Here is an 18811-nt window from a genome sequence, read left to right on the forward strand (position 1 = left end):
TGTTTTATGCAAAGTAGTGTTTTGCTTTTGGGCGCTGTCTCTCGAAGTTCCGCTCATACAAATCCTTGTAGGATTTGAGGGCTTGCTGCTCGTTGTAGTCACGTTCTATACGTTGTCGCAGCTGCGCTCCGTATTGCTGGCGAAGCTCATCATCCCTTAGCAGTCTGGCCATGGCTTGTGCTGTTGCGGATGGAGATACAAGCTCTGTGATGATGCCGCCAGACCCGAGTGGATGGGGATCATCTGCACGACCTTCCAAGACCTCTCTGCATGAGCCAACATCTGTTGCGACACAGGGAATTCCGGCGGCTCCGGCTTCGAGAAGAACGAGGGGTTGGGCTTCGCTCAAACTGGTGAGTGCGACGAGGTCAATGGAGGGCAGGTACTCAGCGATGTTGACCGGACCTGTGAATGTGATCGTCTCTTCCAGACCCAGCTGCACTGCGAGCTTATGACATTCTTCGAAGTAGGTGGGTTCTTCGTCGGTTGGGCCCAGGATGAGTGCATTCACATCAGGGAGCTCATTTTTCAGCAAGCCAACGGCGTGAATGAAGCTTTTGACGTCCTTGATTGCGACCACGCGCCCAATGAGCGCCACTGTTGGGTGGTGGTGGTTATGCTGCACTTGTGCGGACTTGAATTTGTCGAGATTGATGCCGTTGGGAATGACTTGCATTTTGCTTTGGCACGCTCCCTGAGACAGCTGCATCAGCTGGTTGTCTTTGTAAAGCGTGGTGATGTCCGTACAGCTGTTGTAGCAGCATCTGGCAAATGCTTCGAAGGCCGAGATCCAGAGATCGCGCAGGTCTAGACGGGGATCATCCAGCGAGAAACCTTTATTGATGCTGTCTTCAATCCAGTCTGCGAGCAAGATCTCTATGCGGCGTTCGTTAGTGTAGATGCCGTGCTCGGTGATGATTGCCGGTGCTTGTGTGCTCAGGGCTGCTCTTGCTGCGAACAGGCCTGCGTATCCCGTTGAAATGGTGTGGTAGGTCCTGGCTTGCGGGATGGGAGCTTTAAGGACTGCGAACAGGCCGCCGAACAATGTGTACCAAGCCCAGAAGAAGTGATGGAATGAGGTTTCCGGCAGAATCTCCTCGTACATCTGGCAGATGACGTTCCATGTGAGATCAGAGTGGGTCAGCTGGTTTATGGACCATGGGCGGGTGGTGGAGTTCACGAGACGATCAAGATCATACAAGCGCGCTTTGCTGCCGTTTTTCAGGAAGGCGCGGAGCTCTCTTGAGATGCCTTGTGTGCTGGAGGTGCCGTAATCTGGTACGGGCTCGGGATCATGGATGTCGAAGAGAGCAAGCTCCTGATAGTGCTTCACATTTGGTGGTAACTTGTATTTGGGTATGCCATTTTGTGAGCTGGCGAGAACTGCGACGACAGAGAAGGTGAGGTCTGGTAGGCCTGAGATAAGCCAATTGATCCAAGAGGATACGCCTCCGGCAACATAAGGGTAGCAGCCCTCAACGGTTATGCAGACGTCTGTTGTTGACGAAGAACGCATACCACTCACCCTCTCAGTTGACCAAGGCCTGTTCGTGCGCAGGCTGAACCCTTCTTCGTTCAAGCCTGTTCTTTATGCGCTGGTTCATCGCGCAGGCTTCCAGATCTTTGACGCGAGTTAATTGCTTCAGGCATAGCTGTGCCTCTTTGAGAGCTTCTTTTTGAATGAGGCGGTCTGCCCGCAAGAGGGTCAGGGCTTTTTCGGCTTCGGGGCGTGCATCCGTTTTCAGGAACTTACGCAGTGTGGATGTCACTTGCTCTCGCTGGGATGCGTCTATGAGTTGAGAGAGGGCTGCGGCCTGTAATCGTGTGATCGCCTCACGTCGTTGCTCTATTGACGCTTCTGAGGGGAGAGTGATCATCTCCGAGATATCGTTTTGAAAGCGTTGCTTGAGTTTGGTGTAAACAGCGGCTGCCTGAACGCGGATCTCAGGCTTGTCGTTTTTGAGTGCGGCCTGAAGGAACTCCAGCAACTCGGGCTTGTATTTGAGCGTTATGATGGACAGAGCTCTTTTGATGTCCTGAGTGTTTCCTGAGGCAAAGATTTTCTGGAATGGCTTTGGTGAGCCATTTGTCATGTCCAATGAGCGGTTGCTTATGATCTTGCTGAATATATCGGCTTGTTTGGTTGGCGTATCTTCAAGAGCAAGTGTTGCGTGCCATTTGGCAAGCCGGGCAGTTTGTCTTTTGCCATCCAATTGCATCAGGACAGAAGCTAGCAATCCTCCCAATGGGCCAAACAGTGCGAAGAGCAAGATGCCATAATCAAAAAGCGCAAAGCCAGTGCTGTGGATGTTTCTCATAAGCAGAAGGCAGAGCACGACTGTAAGACAATGAAACGCAGCAGCAAGCTCGATTACCTCGGAGTTTTGGATGATCTGCGAGAAGAACCAAGCTTCGATAATCGTTGCGGTTACGATGATAACCGGCAGCAAGATTATTGAGAGGCTGAAAGGTTGCTTGGTGGTTGGCGCATCGGGCAACGTATCCTGAACCATCCTAGATCACCGAGTTGTCGAACCTGTTGCTCGTTTGGGGAGCGTTGACCGAATAGAAGGCGACGAGGTTATCTGGCATTGGGGCTGCGTTGTGGCTAAGGAGGTTGTTTGAGAGCGCACTGCTGATGGCTTCTAACAGCACTGTGGAGTCTTCTTCGAGCAGGTGCGCTTCCAGCTGATGGAAGATGATTGCACCTTGCAGTGCCTCACCGTCCGTTCGCAGGCTGCTTGAACCTGGGGCTCCAAATAGAAACGCAAGGCTCCCACTGGGCGTGCGAGACCTGACCACTCTTTTATCACCAGCCAGAGAAGTTAGTTCGGTCGTATCCGGATGGTTGATCAGCCATGCTTGTTCTTGCTGCTCACGCGAAGGTTTCAGCTCAGATGATGCCGTGGTGTTGGAATGGAGGAGACCAAGGCGCTTATTTGAGCACTTGAAGAGGCTATATCTGGTCGTGCCGATCAGGTTGGCAAGAAGGGTTTCCAGCTGATTGCTGTTGTTTTGAAGATCCAGCGTACTCAGCTTGTCGATTGCCCGGCACACGCTCACAGGGCTTGTGGTTTCCATCGAAGCTATACGGCTTTGCAGGTTCTCGGCTTCAAGCGTGAGTGTGGTGCAGTAATCAGAGATTGTGTCACGTTGTCCGAGGACATGGGTCAACTGGCTTTGGAGTTTTTGGTTTTTGCGCAGCAGTGATGTCCTGAATTCTCCGAGTACAATCGCTGTCAGGAGCCAGAGTGTTGGTTGCAAGCCCGTGTTTGTGAAGTACTCAAAGAAACCCTGTCCGCCCATGGTTTGTGGCGGGAGGTACCAAAGAGTGATCGCCAGCGCTGCCAGAACGGCGAGGATTCCGGAACGGGTTCCGAGGATAGAGCTGGCAATAATGATCGGGATCCACAACGGGCTTGGCGAAATGCTCCAGAGTGGGATTTCAGGATACATCGCAGACACTGCGGGGAAGGGGAGGAACAGCAGGACGACCTCCAAAGCGTGGTAGCGCTTTTCCGGTGTGCGTTTCGCTTTCTTCTTTTTATGATGTTCAGTGTTACTTGAAAAATACTGATCCGAATACATCGCGAATAAATAGTCCTATTGTCAAAATCATCAGTATAGATTGTGTTTTAAATCTTCATTCGTGGCCGGAAATATTTACTTGCTGTTTTATTTATATTCAACTCTATGGAAAGTTAGGGTATTAAGTTCTGGGTTGGATATAAAATGATTTGTTTGCAATAAGTATACAGTCTTAAATTACTTATTGGTGACTTCAGGATGCGTGAAGTGCGTAACGATTGTTCTTTGTACTCCTTCTATATTGAAGGTGAGTGGCAATTGTTTTTAGCTGGAATTACTAGGCAGGTTCGCGCCCTTATTTTCTACGGTTTTGCGCTGTTTTGCTTTGTATGTTTCATCAATAATTCGCAGGCCGCCTTGGTGAAGCGAGAGATTATCGGCTTGTACGATAGCCTTCGTGAGGCTGAGCCATCTGCAACGGCAATACATAACCTTCTTGAGATGCCGTTGAACCACCTTGGTTATTCGATCCGGTATGTTGACGTGAATGCGGGTTTGTCTGCGATGAAACCTACGGAAAATACAGCTGCTGTTGTGAGCTGGTTCCAAGGGGCATTGGCTGATCCACATCAATACTTTGCATGGGCCGATAAGCAGGCGAATTCGGGATTGCAGTTTCTTGTGTTTGGTGAGACCGGAATTCGCAATCTGGAAGATGATGGGGTGGTCTTGAATCAGTTCCTGCGGCATCTGGGGCTTCGGTTTGAGGCTGGGTTCGTGATGCTCACAAGCGCCTCGTCAGATCTTCGTCTGGATTCAGAGCTAACTGCCTTTGAACGACCCTTTTACAAAGTATTGCCGGGGTACTCACTGGTTACGCGCATATCCCCAGAGGGGCAGTCGATTGCCTCTGTTCAGCCGCCTGTGCGTGTTGCGACGGAACGAACGCAGTTGGCCTTTATCGGGGCTGGAGGATCCTATGTTCAACCCGGCTTTGCCATTGCGACTGACGATGTGCTCAACCGCCAGAAGTGGTTGATTGATCCAATTGGATTTCTTCAGTGGGCGCTTAAGCAGGAGCGCTTTCCCATTCCGGATACGTCGACGTTGATGGGGCGGCGAATTTATTTCTCGCACATTGATGGGGATGGTTGGAACAACGTCTCTTATTCTTCCAAGTATCGGGGACAAAAGGCATTATCCGGCGAAGTGATGCTGCGAGAGCTGATTGGGCCGTACCCTGATTTACCTGTCACTTATGGTCTGGTGACAGCGGATGTTGATCGGAGTGAGGGAGGGGATGATCGCAGCGTTGGGCTGGTCAAAGAGTTGTTTGCTCTCCCGCAGGTGGAAGTGGCCAGCCATACCCATTCGCATCCGTTTCACTGGGCTTTCTATCGAGATTATGACCGTGCTAAAGAGCTTGCGCTTATTCGTGAGAAGAATGTTGCAAAAGAGCCAGCAGCTGAGGGACCTGTGAGCTGGCTCTCCAAGCGTTTCTTTGGTGAGAGTGGCAAGGCTTCTTTCAAGACTTATCTGGCTCAGAATGTGTCTATGCCGCGTTATTACATGCGCAAACCGTTTTCGCTTGTGGGAGAGATCGGAGGTTCTCTTTCTCAGGCCGAAAGCTTTGCGCCGAGTGGTAAAAAAGCGAAGTTGTTCTTGTGGTCTGGTGACACGCAGCCGTTTGAGGAAGCGCTTGCGCATACTCGTAAGCTTGGTGTTTACAACATGAATGGCGGCGATACGCGGTTTGACCGTGACTGGCCTTCTTTGAGTTATGTGGCCCCCTTATCCCGCCAGGTTGGCGCAGAGCGGCAGATCTATGCTGTCTCCAGCAACGAGAACACATATACGAATGACTGGACGGGGCCATTCTACGGATTTTCGCAGTTGCATCAGACCGTTGATAATACTGAGAGCCCGATCCGGCTGAGGCCCTACAATGTGTATTACCACACCTATTCTGCGGAACATGATGCATCGCTGCGAGCGGTTCGGAAGCATTTGGATCGAGCGCGTGATGGGGCTTATTTGCCGATCTTTGCCTCGCAGTATGCTGCTATTGCAAATAGCTTTTTTGGGGTGAAGCTCTACCAGACGAGTGATCACAGCTGGCTTGTTTTGAATCGAGAGCGTCTTCAGTCGTTTCGCTTTGATGATGCAGAGCAGTGGCAGATTGATTTGGCGAAGAGCAACGGCGTTATTGGCTCAAAGCACCACCAGAACTCGCTGTATGTTTCGCTGGATCCGGCGGTTCGTGTTCCGGAGATTGTGCTGAAATCATCGCACAGTACAGGCGATGAGCATGTTGCCAGCATCACGGATGCCCGATGGCAGGTTTACGACTGGGTGCATAAGCCTTGCCGCATTGGTTTTCGTGCTTTTGGGTTTGGAGCTGGGGAGTTTCAGTTTCGTGGACTGTCTTCAAGCCTTCATCGGGTGAAGGTGAGGAGAGAGGATGAGCTTGTCTTGAGTGATGACGTTCAGCCATTACCGGATGGATCTTTGCGTTTGGATCTGGCTGTATCCGGGATGGAGCCATTGGACATTTCATTGACATGTAAAAACTGGGCTTCGACAGCACGCATAGCGACGACGGGGAGGCGGCCATGATCCGCTTCCTCAAGTATTTGTCGCTTTATCTGCTGTTTCTGGGGATCGGTTATGCGCTTGTTCCGGGGCAAACAGAGAAGATTGCTGTTCAGATCAAAGAGCAAAAGTATCATGAGGCTCGGGAGCATTTACTGGCCTCGTTTGAGGAGGACGACAGTAGTCCGGAGGAGTATCTTCAGCTGGCTGAGATTGCAGAGCAATTGGGGTTTGTTGAGGAAATGCACCGCATGCACGAGGCGTATATTGAACGCTCTCCCGATGACCTTTGGGTGTTGCGCAAGATTGAGCTCTACCACCGATTGGCAGGTGACTTTCGAGGATATGTGGAAACCTTAAAGGCGGTCGCACGGTTGAGCGCTGAGCCTGAGGACCGTGACAAGCTGCTCTCCACGTTGCAGTTTGAGGGGCTTTATGAGGAAGAGCTCTCAGAGCTTTCCTTCTTTGACGGTAATGGAGTGTTGACACCTCAACAACTTGGCCGGTTGGGCATGTTGCACTTTCAGGGGGAGAGGATGGAAGCGGCTGCGGCGGCTCTTGCCAAGCATCACGAAAGTGCTCCTTTGACACCAAAGCACTGGCCTGCACGTCTGGCTTATTTTCATAGCCTGCTTGAAATCGGTGACTTTCTGAAGGCCGAAAATGTTGCTCTCAGTTTGCGAGAGACGAACGAGCCTTGGGCTGACTTTGATTTCCGGAGCGAGTTTTTGCGATATGGCCGTGATGAGTACATGCGGGAGGTTGAGGTGCCTGAGGGGCTAGCTGCGATTTTATCTTGTGTCATCAGGCCCAAGGAGGGCGATCAAGACTGTCCATGACATTGTGACTTCATAGGCTCTGGCTGATGCTTTTGAAGATGCACCAGCCTCAGTTGTTGGCGTCTTGACTGCTCTCAGCTACGCACTGCCGCGGATGACCAGTTCGGGTTCTACCACGACGGACATTTCCTGCTGATCCGGGTCTGCAAGGCGGGCTTCCAGTGTGTTCATGAGGTTTTGGACAATCTCGTCGATTGGATTGGTTGCTGCAGTCAGATCAAAGCAAGGCCAGGCAGCCATTGGCATGTTGTCTGATCCTACGACGGCGACATCTTCCGGAACACGCAGGTTCAATATGGATTTTGCTGCATTCAAAACCCCAAGAGCAGCAGCATCCGAGACACAGTAAAAGGCGTCGGGCGGATTATCGCTTTGCAGGAGGCTCAATGCGGCCTGCAGGCCGCTTTCGAAATCGAACCGGGTTTGTGACACTCCGTGGGGTTGAAGGCCAGCTTCGCCCAGTGCTTCCAGATATCCTTCGCGTCGACCTGTGTCTGCTGTGATGCCTTCAATACCGCCGATGTAAGCGATCTTTTTACATCCGCGTTTGATTAGGTGCCGCGTGCCAAGCAGACCGCCGCGCTTGTAGTTTAACCACACACAGTCTGCACCTTTGACCATTGGTCCCAGCCCTGTGTAGATCAATGGCACGTGCATTTTCTTGCTGTTTTCGATCACTTGCAAATCAACTGTGCCGGCTCGCACGATGGCCGCTGAAACTGGATACATTAGTGCTTTGCCCAGAGTCTCGGCAATGTTTTCTTCTTCCTCGGAGCGTATTTGCAGGGCCCATTTTCCGCGTTTTTGCAAGGCGGTCGACAGGCGGTTGAAGAAATCTTTATCGTACATGCCATCGGTGTTTCCGAAGACGACAGCGACCAGATCTGATTCTTGTTTGATGAGGGAGCGTGCAAGTGCGTTGGGGCGATACCCCATCTCAGAAGCGACTTTTAAAATGTGATCGCGAGTCGCTTTGTTGAGGCGATTCTCCGCCGTGAACGCACGGGAAACAGCAGAGACAGAAACGCCTGCGGCACGTGCAACATCTTTACCTGTCAGTCTTTTCATCGCTTCTTACTATCTTGGATGATTGTCATTTTAACTTCAAAGAAGTCGCTTAGAAGACCTCTATTGCAATCGATTGCCAAAACTCATAGCATAATGCTTTGGTTGCTTAAAGGGGGGCAAGTTTCCGGAATGGTTGGCGTAGGAATCGAAATCGAAAAGCTTTGTGTTGGTTACGACAAGACCCGTGTTCTTCATGACATTGATCTTGAAATCAACTCTTCTGAGTTTGTTGCGCTGCTGGGTTCATCTGGCTGCGGAAAGACAACTCTTCTGAAAAGTCTCTCCGGTTTCATCAAACCCATGTCGGGGCAGATCCGCGTTAACGGGAATGATGTTGCACAGTTACCACCCGAACAACGCAACATGGCGATGGTGTTTCAAAGTTATGCGCTCTGGCCTCATATGACGGTTCGTCAGAACATGGGGTATGGCCTGAAGCTGCGTGGGATGTCCAAGGAGCAAATCAACCGGAAGGTTGATGAGCTGTTGACGCTGCTGGGACTTGCTGACTTTGGGGACCGCAAGGTGCCCAACCTTTCTGGGGGTCAGCGTCAACGTGTGGCTCTTGGCCGGGCACTGGCTGTCGATTCCCCGATCCTGTTGCTGGATGAGCCGCTTTCCAATCTTGATGCACGCATTCGCTTGTCCATGCGGCATGAGATCCGTTCTTTGCAGCAGCGTATGGGTTTGACGGCAGTGCATGTGACCCACGACAGGGAAGAAGCGATGGTGATGGCCGATCGCATTGTTATTCTCAATGGAGGGCACGTTGCGCAGGTGGGCACACCGCTGGAAGTTTATGAGCAGCCAAAGTCCAATTTTGTTGCGACCTTTATGGGCGCTGAGAACGAAATTGCCCTCAATGTTGAGCGTGCAAATGGAATTTTGAGCATTGCAAGGCAGGAGGCCGTCAAGGCTGCCAGCTTAAGTGTTTCAAACGAGATTGGTGATGGAGGTGTGAACTGGCAGGCATCAGCTGCCGGATCTGTACGGGGGCGTTTCCGCTCCAGTGCAGCACATTTGCGTGCCGATGAAGCCGTACCTGAAGGGCATTTGGCTCTGGCGGGTAGGGTGACACAACTCAGCTATCCGGGGGGGGTATTTCGCTACGAAATAGAAAGCGCCGGGCAGCTCTACATGATCGACGATCCTTGTCGATATGCGGTTGGCGATGTGGTGACGATCTGCGTGCCAGCTGGTGGGCTTCACCTTTATTCCGAGGCGGCCTGACACCTTTTTAAACGTGAATAGAACTTTTTTCTCAACGATCTTAACCCAGGAATTTTGAGTGATGACACTTAAGTCAGTTCTTACAGGTGCAATCTCAGGTGCTGTGATTGCTGTTGCTCTGCCTGCGTCGGCTGAAACCCAGCTGAACGTGATTACCGGCGGCTCCCAGAACATGGTTGAATATGTGACCGATTATCTGGGCCCGCTTTTTGAAGAAAAATACCCAGGCGTGAAAGTTCGCGTCACTGGGACCGGCCCGGGAGATGCTGGTTCTCAGAAAATTCTTGAAAAGCTGGAAGCACAGTCTGCTGCGGGTAAAGAGCAGTGGGACATAGACGTTATTGTTGCTGCGCAGAAGAAAACCGGCGAGATGAAAGAAAAAGGCCTTTTGGCTGATTTCCGCGACAACATCGAAACCGGCAAAATGGTGACGCGCGCGACGGCTGAAAATGCGCTTGGCGTTTATGTTGGCGGCTATGTGATGCCAATGTTCCATAGCCAGACGGCGATTGCTTACAACCCGGCTTTGGTGCCAAACCCACCCGAGTCTTATGACGAGCTGCGTGCATGGGTAGAGAAGTACCCAAAACAGTTCGGCTATAACGGCATCAAAAACGGTATGTCCGGCGTCGCGTTTGTGACTGGCTGGATGTACACCTACGCAGGTGACACAAAGACCCTGCAGAGCGGTCCATATGATCCGGCGAAGAAAGATACCTGGGCGCAGGCTTATGCTGATCTGAAAGCGTTCAACGAGAACGTGACTTTCACTCCGGGTAATGCTGGTACTCTGGACATGCTGAACCGTGGTGAGATCGTGATGGGTCCGGTTTGGGTCGACATGTTCTATTCCTGGCAGGGCGATGGCCGTATTCCACCAAACCTGAAGCTGAAACTGATTGCGCCGGGTATGCCTGGTCAGCCTTACTACTACGCAACCCCAGCGAAGGCTGCGAACAAAGATCTGGCTGAAAAGTTCATCGAGTTGGCAACCAGTCCTGCTGTTCAGGCAGAAGGCATTGTGAACCGCTTCAACTGGTATCCAGGCATTGATGCAGACCACGTGAAAGCAGCTTTAGATGAGGACGTCTGGTCCAAGTTGTTCACTGACGTCACACCTCTTGAACTTGCTCAGAAAGGTAAACCGTTCCCGATTGGTCCTTACTTTGACGACATCAAAGAAGGCTACGAGCGGCAGGTTTCTAACTAAGCATATCTGAAAGAAACCGGGAGGGGAGTGCGTCTCTCCCGGCAAGTTTGGTTTTGGTGAGAGGTGGTGTCCATGAGTGGACAAAGTATGTCAGTTGGGCCGGGTCGGATGGGGGCAATATTGCTTGTTGCACCCGCATTGTTGATGATCGGCTTTTTGTTTGTTTATCCCTTTGGCTATTCTGTGGTTTCAGCTTTCACAGACAATGGCGAAGGCAGCTGGCATATCGCCAATTTTACCAAGGCTATTGAGTTCTATTCCAAAGATATTCTGTTCACGATTGTGATTGTCAGCCTGTCTACGGTTGTTATCGGCGTGCTGGCTGTTGCTATTGCGGGCTATCTGACGCTTGGCGAAAACCCGACGGCTGTCGCAGTTCTCAAGTGGCTTTATCGGTGGCCGTTGTTCATTCCGTTTATTGTGAGTGCGCAGTTGATGCGGACGTTTTTGGCAAAGAACGGGATGATGAACAACATCCTCACCAGCTCCGGCATTATCGAGCCGCTGGCGGCGCAGAGTTATCTGGACTGGCGCGGGATTGTGATCACTTTTGTCTGGAAGCAGACGCCGTTTGTGGCTCTGCTTGTTGCGGGCGCTATGGCTTCCATTGACCGCACCACGATTGACGCTGGTCGGATTTTTGGGGCTTCCCGCCTGCGTATTCTGATTGAGCTTGTGGTGCCGCAGATTGCGACAACGCTGATGGTTGGGCTGATCCTGTCATATGTGGTGATGCTCTCTGTTCTTTCTGTGCCGCTCATGATCAACGCGCAGTCGCCGACCATGCTGACTGTTGATATGGCGTGGCGGATCAATTCCTACGGCGACTATGGCGTCGCTAATGCGCTGGGAATCATGTCCTATCTGTTTACCGGGGTGGTTGCGTGGTTCTATCTGCGTCAGAGCCTGAAAGATAAGGGAGCATAAGATGGTGCAAGCTGCTCTTTCTTCCACTTGGGTGCGCACAGTTACCCGCGTTCTCACCATGAGCCTGCTGGCTTTTGCGATCTTTGGCCCGATCACCAACATGCTTTTGTGGGCTGTCGCGGAAGTTTGGTACTTTCCTTACAAGCTGCCTTTGGAGTACGGCTTTTCCTTCTGGGAACGGGTTTTCCGCCCTGAGGGCAATGCGACTGAGGCCCTGTTCTCCAGCATCTGGATTGCGCTGCTAACTGTGGTGGTCAGTCTGGCGATTGCCATTCCAGCTGGATATGCTCTGGCGCGTGGGAAAATGCCGTTCCGCTATCTCATCATGCTGCTGTTTCTCCTGCCACAGGCCTTTCCGGCGGTCGCTGTGCATATGAATGTTGCGCGCATTTTCTATGGATTGGATCTGACCGGTTCCATTGCAGGTGTTGTGCTGGTTCACGCCAGTCAGGGGCTGGTGTTTGCCGTATGGATTGCGACTGCTGCCTTTGCTGCAGTGGATGCGGAACTGGAAGCTGCTGCGCGTAATATGGGGGCAGGGCGCTGGCGCACGTTTACTGATGTGACATTGCCTCTGGCTTTGCCGGGCGTTATGGCGAGCGCGATCTTTGTGTTCCTTATCTCCATGGACGAGTTCACCGGAACCTACTTTGTTGGTGCGCCAGATGTCGTGACGCTGCCGATGTTGCTGTTTACCTCCAGCATGGAAGGCAACTACCAAATCGCGTCCATCTCCTCCCTGATCCTGCTGGTACCATCCGTCGGCTTCATGCTGTTTATTGAACGGTTTCTGAAAGCGGATGTGCTTGCAAAGGTGGGGAACTGAGGTCGCTTGAGAGACTAGATTGAGAGCGTCAATTGGGATTTGATCATTTGTTGTTTTGATCTCAATCTTGAATGCTTATGCAAGCAGGCAGGGTAACTCTATAGGACGTCGTAAGACGAAGTGCCTCGGGTGGAAGTTTGGCTTAATTGTTGGGTATGGCTTCGTTGTTGCTTGTGCTCTACCTTTTGGGGAGTTTGAGGGGCTGCCTTGAGGGGAGAACTGCAGATGCGTTTGCGCCTGGTGCTTGGGGATCAGTTGAGTTTGTCTCTTTCCAGCCTGCGCGATGCCAAGCCGGGTGAAGATGTCATTGTGATGGCCGAGGTGCGTGAGGAAGCGACTTATGTTCGTCATCACAAGAAGAAGATTGCGTTTCTGTTTTCGGCAATGCGTCACTTTGCGGAGGAGTTGAGGCCTCGGGGGCATCGGGTTGTTTATGTAAATTATGATTGCGCTGAAAATACTGGTCGCTTGTTTGGCGAAGTTCTTCGATTAATCAAGAACGAGATTGTTTCTGAAGTCATTGTGACAAAGCCCGGTGAATATCGCCTGTTGGATGAGATGGAGAGCTGGCAGGAGCGGTTGGGTGTGCCGGTAGAGCTGCGTGACGATGACCGCTTTCTCTGCTCTGCTGAAGGTTTTCAAAAGTGGGCGTCCGGGCGCAAGAGCTTACGGCTGGAGTACTTTTATCGAGAGATGCGACGTGATCATGCCATCTTGATGGAGGGTGACAAACCTCTGGGCGGACAGTGGAATTATGATCATGACAACCGCAAGAGCGCACCAAAGGAGTTGGATGTTCCAGCTCCTTTTTCTGTAGAGCCAGACGAAATCACAGAGGAAGTTCTGGCGCTTGTTGCGGAGCAGTTTCCTGAGCACTTTGGTGACTTGCAGCCGTTTTCTCTTGCGGTGACGCGTGAGGATGCGCTTAAGGCGCTGGATCAGTTTGTTGCTGAGCGTCTCGGCAGGTTTGGTGATTATCAGGATGCAATGGTTCAGGGCGAACCCTGGATGTTTCATAGTCACATCAGCTTCTACCTCAATTGCGGATTGCTGCTTCCTCTTGAGTGTGTTCGTGCGGCGGAGCGAGCGTATTTTGACGGGACTGCAGCGTTGAACTCTGTTGAGGGTTTCATCCGCCAGATTGTGGGGTGGCGAGAGTTCATTCGTGGGATCTATTGGCTTTCCATGCCTGACTACGCAGGACTAAATTATTTTGAGGCCTCTCGCGATCTACCTGAGTTTTACTGGACCGGTGAGACGCAGATGAATTGTCTTCACCAGTGTATTGTGGAGACAAAAGCGAATGCTTACGCGCATCACATTCAGCGGCTGATGGTGATCGGGAATTTCTCGTTGCTTGCCGGGCTTGCTCCCAAACAAGTGAGTGAATGGTATCTCGCAGTTTATGCAGATGCTTATGAGTGGGTGGAGTTGCCCAATGTGAATGGAATGATCCTGTTTGCGGATGGTGGGTTGTTTGCTTCAAAGCCATATGCAGCCAGTGGTGCTTACATCAACAGAATGTCGAACTACTGTGAGCATTGCTCTTATTCTCACGCAACGAAGACGGGTGAGAAAGCCTGTCCCTTCAACTACCTTTATTGGAATTTTCTGGATCAGAATGAAGAGAAACTCCGAGGCAATCCCAGAGTCTCGATGATCTACCGCAGCTGGGACAAGATGAGTGACAGCAAGAAGAACGAGATCAGAAGTGATAGCCGCCGTTTTCTTGCGCTGTTGGATGGGACGCAAGCGTGATCTGAAAGTTACCTCGCTGCGTAAGAGCAAATAGAGAGGGCGTTATGGCAGAACATGAGAAGCTGGTTTGGATTATTGGAGCGAGTTCCGGCATTGGAGCAAGCCTTGCCCAGTTGTATGCGCGTTCTGGATGGCAGGTTGCTGTCAGTGCGCGAAATGAGCAGAAGCTTCAGGCTGTTGCTCAGGATGCCAGCAGTGTTGACGTGATGCCGCTTGATGTGACCGATGCAGTGCAAGTCTCTGAGGCTTTGGAGCGTTTTCAGCAGACCAGCAAACTGCCTGACCTTACGGTGTATTGCTCAGGCGTGTACTTTCCGGGTGGCATAGATGTGCTGAGTGAAGAGCATTCTGTGGCTTCCATGGATACGAATTACTTTGGTGCTGTACGTGTGATTGCGGGGCTCTTTCCGTTGCTGAAACAGCAAGGTGCAGGGCACATCGCGATCGTCAGTTCATTAAGCGGGTATTGCGGTCTTCCCAACGCTGCTTGTTATGGGCCAACCAAAGCGGCGCTGATCAACCTTTGTGAAAGTTTGAAACCTGACTTTGACAAGGCTGGGATTGACCTGTCGCTTGTGAATCCGGGCTTCGTAAAGACCCCTATGACTGACAAGAACACCTTTGAGATGCCATTTCTTTTGGAACCAGAGCAGGCTGCCAAGGATATCTATAATGGGCTAGAGAAGCGCAAGTTTGAGATTTACTTCCCGTTCCGTCTTGCTGCTATCATGAAGATCCTGCGCTTGTTGCCATACGCTCTCTACTTTCCGGTTACGAGAAGGATGAGTAAACGATGACTGAGAGAGCTGATCTGGAGGCTGCTGCAAAGCTGTATGCGCTTTTCTTTGAAGAGGTTACGCCGGACCGTATCGAAGACGTTCATGAATTCATCAGTGATGATGTGCACTTCATTGATCCGTTTAATGATGTGAAAGGGCGTGCTAACTTCGAAAAGGTCTTTCACAAGATGTATGAGGATGTTCAGGAGCCACGGTTCAAGATACTCGATTTGGCCTGGTCTGGTGATCTGTGTTTCATGCGTTGGGATTTTACCTGCAAGCAAAAACTGCTTGGCAACTGGGGCGTGCGGGGGGTGACTGAGGTGCACTTTGACAAGAATGCCAAAGTTTGTGCGCACTATGATTATTGGGATGCTTCACGCCATTTCTATCGCAAGCTGCCGGTTATTGGTGCGATGATCAGGTGGATTGCTTCGCGTGCTGCGATCTAAAAGATTGGTTGGGCCTGTCTGGCCCAACTTCACCTTCGTCAAATTGGTTTTTTGATCTGAAACAGGCCAACATTGATGGTTCCCTCAGCAAAGCCAGCCTCACAATATGCCAGATAGTAATGCCACATCCGCTTGAAGCGGTTGTCGTAGCCCAGCTTGGCAATTTCTGGCCAGCTCTGGAAGAACGACTTTCTCCAGCGTATGAGTGTCTGCTCGTAGTCTGCACCAAAGAACTCACGTGTCACGAGTTGCAGTTTTTGTTGCTCAATCTGCCTTGCAAGTTCCTTCGCTGAGGGGAGCAAACCTCCCGGGAAGATGTAGCGCTGAATGAAATCAACGTTCTTGCGGTAACTATGGAACTTTTCGTCAGAGATGAGAATTGCCTGAATGACAGCAGTGCCACCGGGTTTCAGGCGAGACTTGAGCTTTTCAAAATAACCGGCCCAGTTCTCTTCACCCACCGCTTCGATCATCTCGATTGAGACAATGGCGTCGTACTGGCCTTGCGTTTCGCGATAGTCGCGCAGTTCGAAGGATGCACTTCCGTCAGTTTCTTGGGATTGAAGGCGGGATTGGGCAAATCTGAGCTGCTCCTGCGAGAGTGTGATGCCGTGCACATCACGTCCGGCAGTGCAGGCATGTTCAGCAAAGCCACCCCAACCGCAGCCAATCTCCAGAATTTGTTGGTCTGGTTGTGTATCGGTCATCTGCAAGACACGATCGTACTTTCTACGCTGGGCGTCTTCGAGTGTTTCGTGCTGTTTTAGCTTGTAGGCAGATGAGTAGGTCATCGTCTCATCGAGCCAGTGGCTGTAAAAGTCATTTCCAAGATCGTAGTGGAACGCGATGTTGCGCTTGCTACCGTTTAATGTGTTTGCATTTGCCAAATGGCGCAGGCGGGCGAAAGCGCGTGAGAGGATGCCGCGCTTGGTGACAGATTGCATGATGTGTTTGTTGGCCACCAGCAAATCGAACAGAGACCTCAGGTCGCTACATTGCCAGTCTTCTTCCAGATACCCTTCGGCCAATGCGAGAGAGTTACCGGAAAGAAGACGCCATAAAAGGCGAGTGCTTAAAATCTTGACGGTTACGACCGGACCTTTCCCAGACGGGTTGCCATAGGAAAGCATTTGATCATTGGGAAGAATGACCCATAAATGACCTTCGGAGAGACGGCGGAGCATACGGTCCAGCAATGTCTTCCAAAGTTTTGAAGAGAGGTTAAGCTCTGTCATTTTTGTGCCGGTCAACGGACTGAGGGAGGAGTGATCTCTGAGTGTCATGGGTGTCTCCCTGAGTTTATTTTGGTCTTTTTGAGTGCTGGAGTTTGCTTGTGCATACTCGTTACGATGGATGCTGGCGGTGATGGTCGCTTGTGAAAGCGAGCGCCTTTGATCCAGAGTTTGAGGGCTTCGAAATGAATGAGCCCCAGGATTTTTGCCGAATTCTGGAAGTACCGAAGGCCGATCTTGAGGAGGCGCGTTGTTGTCGCCGCCTTTTGTCTTCCCTGAAAACTGGCCGTTAATACAGGTGCGCTGCCCTGTGTCAGCCGAATGATGAGTGAAACATGGTCTGTTGGTGGACGTGCAACAAAATGATAATGACCGGAGACTTCCAGAAACGGTGAAACATGGAAGTTCTTTGGGCAGGAGTGGCGGTAGGCCTGTTGAATGCCTTTATGCTCAGATGGCGTTATTTCAACGGCATAATGGTGCATGTCGCCAAAGGTGTTTCGAACCTGATAGAGAATGGCTTCCAATTTGTTTTTCGAATAGCAGTAGAACACACTGATTGGATTGAAGGCTCTTCCTAAAAATCTAGGGTAGGCGAGGAGCCGTATCTGTTCGGGAATGGCGGTTATGTGCGCTTGTTTCAACACATCCTCTACATAACCGCGCAGGGATGAATGACCTTCTTCCATGTGGTCTGATGGATGGAAGCTGAATAGGTTGAACCGGTCAACGGACAGTAAGCGCGATATCTGGTTCACGTCTTGCAATCGGTCAATGTCGATTGAAAAGGAAACGGCTTTATAGCTGAGCTTGTGTTTGATCTGATCATGACGGCAGTGCACCACATCGCCCAGGTAGATCCTGAGCGGTGCATTTGTGGTTTCCTGCTGTCGTCCTGTCAGGATCATTCCGCAGCCTCCTGATAACTTCCGTAGGGCCAGTCTTCGGGCAGGCCAATGCGTCCGTTGGGATTATCGCATGTCCATGGGCGTTGGACGTTACCGAGCGCCTCAGCGACGGCCAAGCCAGACTGCAACCCATCCTCATGGAAGCCATAGCCCAGGTAAGCGCCGCAGAACCAAGTGCGCCGTTCGCCCTGAATTTGCCAAAGTTGCCTTTGAGCGGACAGTGCAGTTTGATCGAAAACCGGATGGGAGTATTGGAAGGTGCGTAGCACGGAGCCTTCAGCTGGTTGATGGCTCGGGTTGAGGGTGACAAATACATCCTCAGAGGTGTTCAGTCTTTGAAGGGCATTCATCCAGTACGTCACGCACAGAGCGTTGTTTCCCATCTGGTTGCCGATGAAGTTCCATGCGGACCACGTTGCTTTGCGCTTCGGCATAAGAGAAATGTCGCGATGCAGGATGGCGATGTTTCGCTGATACCGGATTGATCCGAGGATCTGGCGTTCTGCGCGAGAGGCATTGCCTTCCGCATTGAGCAGGGCAAGTGCTTGATCTGAGTGACACGCAAACACGACATGATCGTAGGAGGATGCGTGACCGCTTCTTGAGTAAACCGTGATCGATCCGGGTTTGCGCTGGATATCTGAAATGCCGGCATTCAAAATGACTTTGCCGGAAATCTCTGAGGCCAGTTTCTGAACATAGTTGCAAGACCCGCCAGAAACTGTGCGCCATTGTGGTCTGTCTCGTACTTGTAAAAGGCCATGATTGTTGCAAAAGCCGATGAACGTGCGGAATGGAAACTGCAACAATTGCTGTGGAGGCATAGACCAAATGGCAGCACCCATGGGAAGCAGATGCTCATTGATGAAGTTGGCTGAATAGTTGTTTTGAGTGAGATAACTGCCCAGTGTTGTTGACAGGAATTTTGGATCTTCGGCGTCCTGAGGTGCATCCTTATAAAAGCGAAGCGTTTCCGATACCATGCGCAGGAAGCTGGGGCGGAAGAGGTTGGATTTTTGGGCGAACAGGCCTTTTAAACCTGAGCCAGAATATTCGCGGGTGCCTTGTTCGAGCGAAACTGCGAAGGACATTTCGGTTGGGTCTGTCTGGATATCCAGATGATTGAAGAGTGCAGTCAGATTGGGATAGGTTCTTTCGTTATAGACGATGAAACCGGTATCTACAGTGACGTCTTTATCAGCGACTTTTACCTGCTGCGTGTTGGCATGACCGCCGAGACGATCATCTTTCTCGTAGACATCTACATCGTGATTTTTAGAGAGAAGCCAGGCTGCGGAAAGACCGGAAATACCACTCCCAATAACTGCAATTTTCATAGCTCACATCCAATCCAAAGTTTCTCTTTTTAGGAGCGTTGATTGGAAATGGATCACCTTAGGCAGGAAAAAGTGATCCAATTGACAAACTGTTTGGTAAAAAGGCTATATGAGACAATTTGGCG

General features: G+C 51.2%; 16 protein-coding genes. 9 read left to right on the forward strand and 7 right to left on the reverse strand.

All coding sequences use genetic code 11. The features are described from left to right. Positions 1 to 4 precede the first annotated feature (4 nt). From pelF to PsW64_RS06960, 3 genes are read right to left on the reverse strand one after another with little or no spacing between them, the layout of a single operon-like run. Positions 5 to 1516 carry a GT4 family glycosyltransferase PelF gene (gene pelF, locus PsW64_RS06950; RefSeq protein WP_063303175.1) on the reverse strand — a complete coding sequence of 504 codons (1512 nt, stop codon included), beginning with the start codon at positions 1514 to 1516 and terminating at the stop codon, positions 5 to 7. Positions 1517 to 1529: 13 nt separating this feature from the next. After that, positions 1530 to 2513, reverse strand: a complete 984-nt coding sequence (locus tag PsW64_RS06955; RefSeq protein ID WP_063303176.1) for a hypothetical protein — start codon at positions 2511 to 2513, stop codon at positions 1530 to 1532. A 1-nt stretch (position 2514) separates the two neighbouring features. After that, positions 2515 to 3588 (reverse strand): hypothetical protein, encoded by a 1074-nt coding sequence (locus PsW64_RS06960; RefSeq protein WP_063303177.1) that lies wholly within the window; start codon positions 3586 to 3588, stop codon positions 2515 to 2517. A 360-nt stretch (positions 3589 to 3948) separates the two neighbouring features. Between PsW64_RS06960 and PsW64_RS06965 the strand changes: the two genes are divergently transcribed. Next, positions 3949 to 6144, forward strand: a complete 2196-nt coding sequence (locus PsW64_RS06965; RefSeq protein WP_208980624.1) for a polysaccharide deacetylase family protein — start codon at positions 3949 to 3951, stop codon at positions 6142 to 6144. Next, on the forward strand, positions 6141 to 6959 hold the full coding sequence (locus PsW64_RS06970; RefSeq protein ID WP_063303178.1) for a tetratricopeptide repeat protein: 819 nt from the start codon (positions 6141 to 6143) through the stop codon (positions 6957 to 6959). The genes PsW64_RS06965 and PsW64_RS06970 overlap by 4 nt, the downstream gene beginning before the upstream one ends. Positions 6960 to 7037: 78 nt before the next feature. Here the strand turns inward: PsW64_RS06970 and PsW64_RS06975 are convergent, their stop codons facing one another. After that, positions 7038 to 8027: a LacI family DNA-binding transcriptional regulator gene (locus PsW64_RS06975; RefSeq protein WP_063294024.1), complete on the reverse strand. Its 990-nt coding sequence runs from the start codon at positions 8025 to 8027 to the stop codon at positions 7038 to 7040. Between the two features lie 129 nt (positions 8028 to 8156). Here PsW64_RS06975 and PsW64_RS06980 point away from each other — a divergent pair, with 129 nt between their 5' ends. The 7 genes from PsW64_RS06980 (at position 8157) to PsW64_RS07010 (ending at position 15209) form a co-directional block, all read left to right on the forward strand. After that, positions 8157 to 9257: an ABC transporter ATP-binding protein gene (locus PsW64_RS06980; RefSeq protein ID WP_063303179.1), complete on the forward strand. Its 1101-nt coding sequence runs from the start codon at positions 8157 to 8159 to the stop codon at positions 9255 to 9257. 61 nt (positions 9258 to 9318) lie between these two features. Further along, positions 9319 to 10467, forward strand: coding sequence for an ABC transporter substrate-binding protein (locus PsW64_RS06985; RefSeq protein ID WP_063303180.1), 1149 nt, complete (start codon positions 9319 to 9321; stop codon positions 10465 to 10467). Between the two features lie 108 nt (positions 10468 to 10575). Continuing rightward, positions 10576 to 11394: an ABC transporter permease gene (locus PsW64_RS06990; protein WP_063290166.1), complete on the forward strand. Its 819-nt coding sequence runs from the start codon at positions 10576 to 10578 to the stop codon at positions 11392 to 11394. 1 nt (position 11395) lies between these two features. Beyond that, the gene (locus PsW64_RS06995; protein WP_063290075.1) at positions 11396 to 12220 is read left to right on the forward strand and encodes an ABC transporter permease; all 825 of its coding nucleotides are present in this window, start codon (positions 11396 to 11398) and stop codon (positions 12218 to 12220) included. 225 nt (positions 12221 to 12445) lie between these two features. Continuing rightward, positions 12446 to 13978, forward strand: a complete 1533-nt coding sequence (locus PsW64_RS07000) for a cryptochrome/photolyase family protein (protein ID WP_063303181.1) — start codon at positions 12446 to 12448, stop codon at positions 13976 to 13978. A gap of 44 nt (positions 13979 to 14022) precedes the next feature. Then, a complete protein-coding gene (locus PsW64_RS07005) occupies positions 14023 to 14775 on the forward strand; it encodes an SDR family NAD(P)-dependent oxidoreductase (protein ID WP_063300204.1) in 753 nt (250 codons plus the stop codon). After that, complete coding sequence (locus tag PsW64_RS07010) at positions 14772 to 15209, forward strand: nuclear transport factor 2 family protein (protein WP_063290089.1); 438 nt, start codon at positions 14772 to 14774, stop codon at positions 15207 to 15209. The genes PsW64_RS07005 and PsW64_RS07010 overlap by 4 nt, the downstream gene beginning before the upstream one ends. 38 nt (positions 15210 to 15247) lie before the next feature. Here PsW64_RS07010 and PsW64_RS07015 read toward each other — a convergent pair whose 3' ends face one another. Genes PsW64_RS07015 through PsW64_RS07025 form a run of 3 tightly spaced genes read right to left on the reverse strand, consistent with a single transcriptional unit; the run spans position 15248 to position 18686 of the window. Next, positions 15248 to 16492: an SAM-dependent methyltransferase gene (locus PsW64_RS07015; RefSeq protein ID WP_063300205.1), complete on the reverse strand. Its 1245-nt coding sequence runs from the start codon at positions 16490 to 16492 to the stop codon at positions 15248 to 15250. Continuing rightward, the gene (locus PsW64_RS07020; protein ID WP_063300206.1) at positions 16489 to 17349 is read right to left on the reverse strand and encodes a DUF1365 domain-containing protein; all 861 of its coding nucleotides are present in this window, start codon (positions 17347 to 17349) and stop codon (positions 16489 to 16491) included. Before PsW64_RS07020 ends, PsW64_RS07015 begins: the two co-directional genes overlap by 4 nt. Continuing rightward, the gene (locus PsW64_RS07025; RefSeq protein WP_063300207.1) at positions 17346 to 18686 is read right to left on the reverse strand and encodes an NAD(P)/FAD-dependent oxidoreductase; all 1341 of its coding nucleotides are present in this window, start codon (positions 18684 to 18686) and stop codon (positions 17346 to 17348) included. Before PsW64_RS07025 ends, PsW64_RS07020 begins: the two co-directional genes overlap by 4 nt. Between the last annotated feature and the right edge of the window lie 125 nt (positions 18687 to 18811).

This window comes from Pseudovibrio sp. W64, from assembly GCF_001623145.1.
Taxonomy (GTDB): domain Bacteria; phylum Pseudomonadota; class Alphaproteobacteria; order Rhizobiales; family Stappiaceae; genus Pseudovibrio.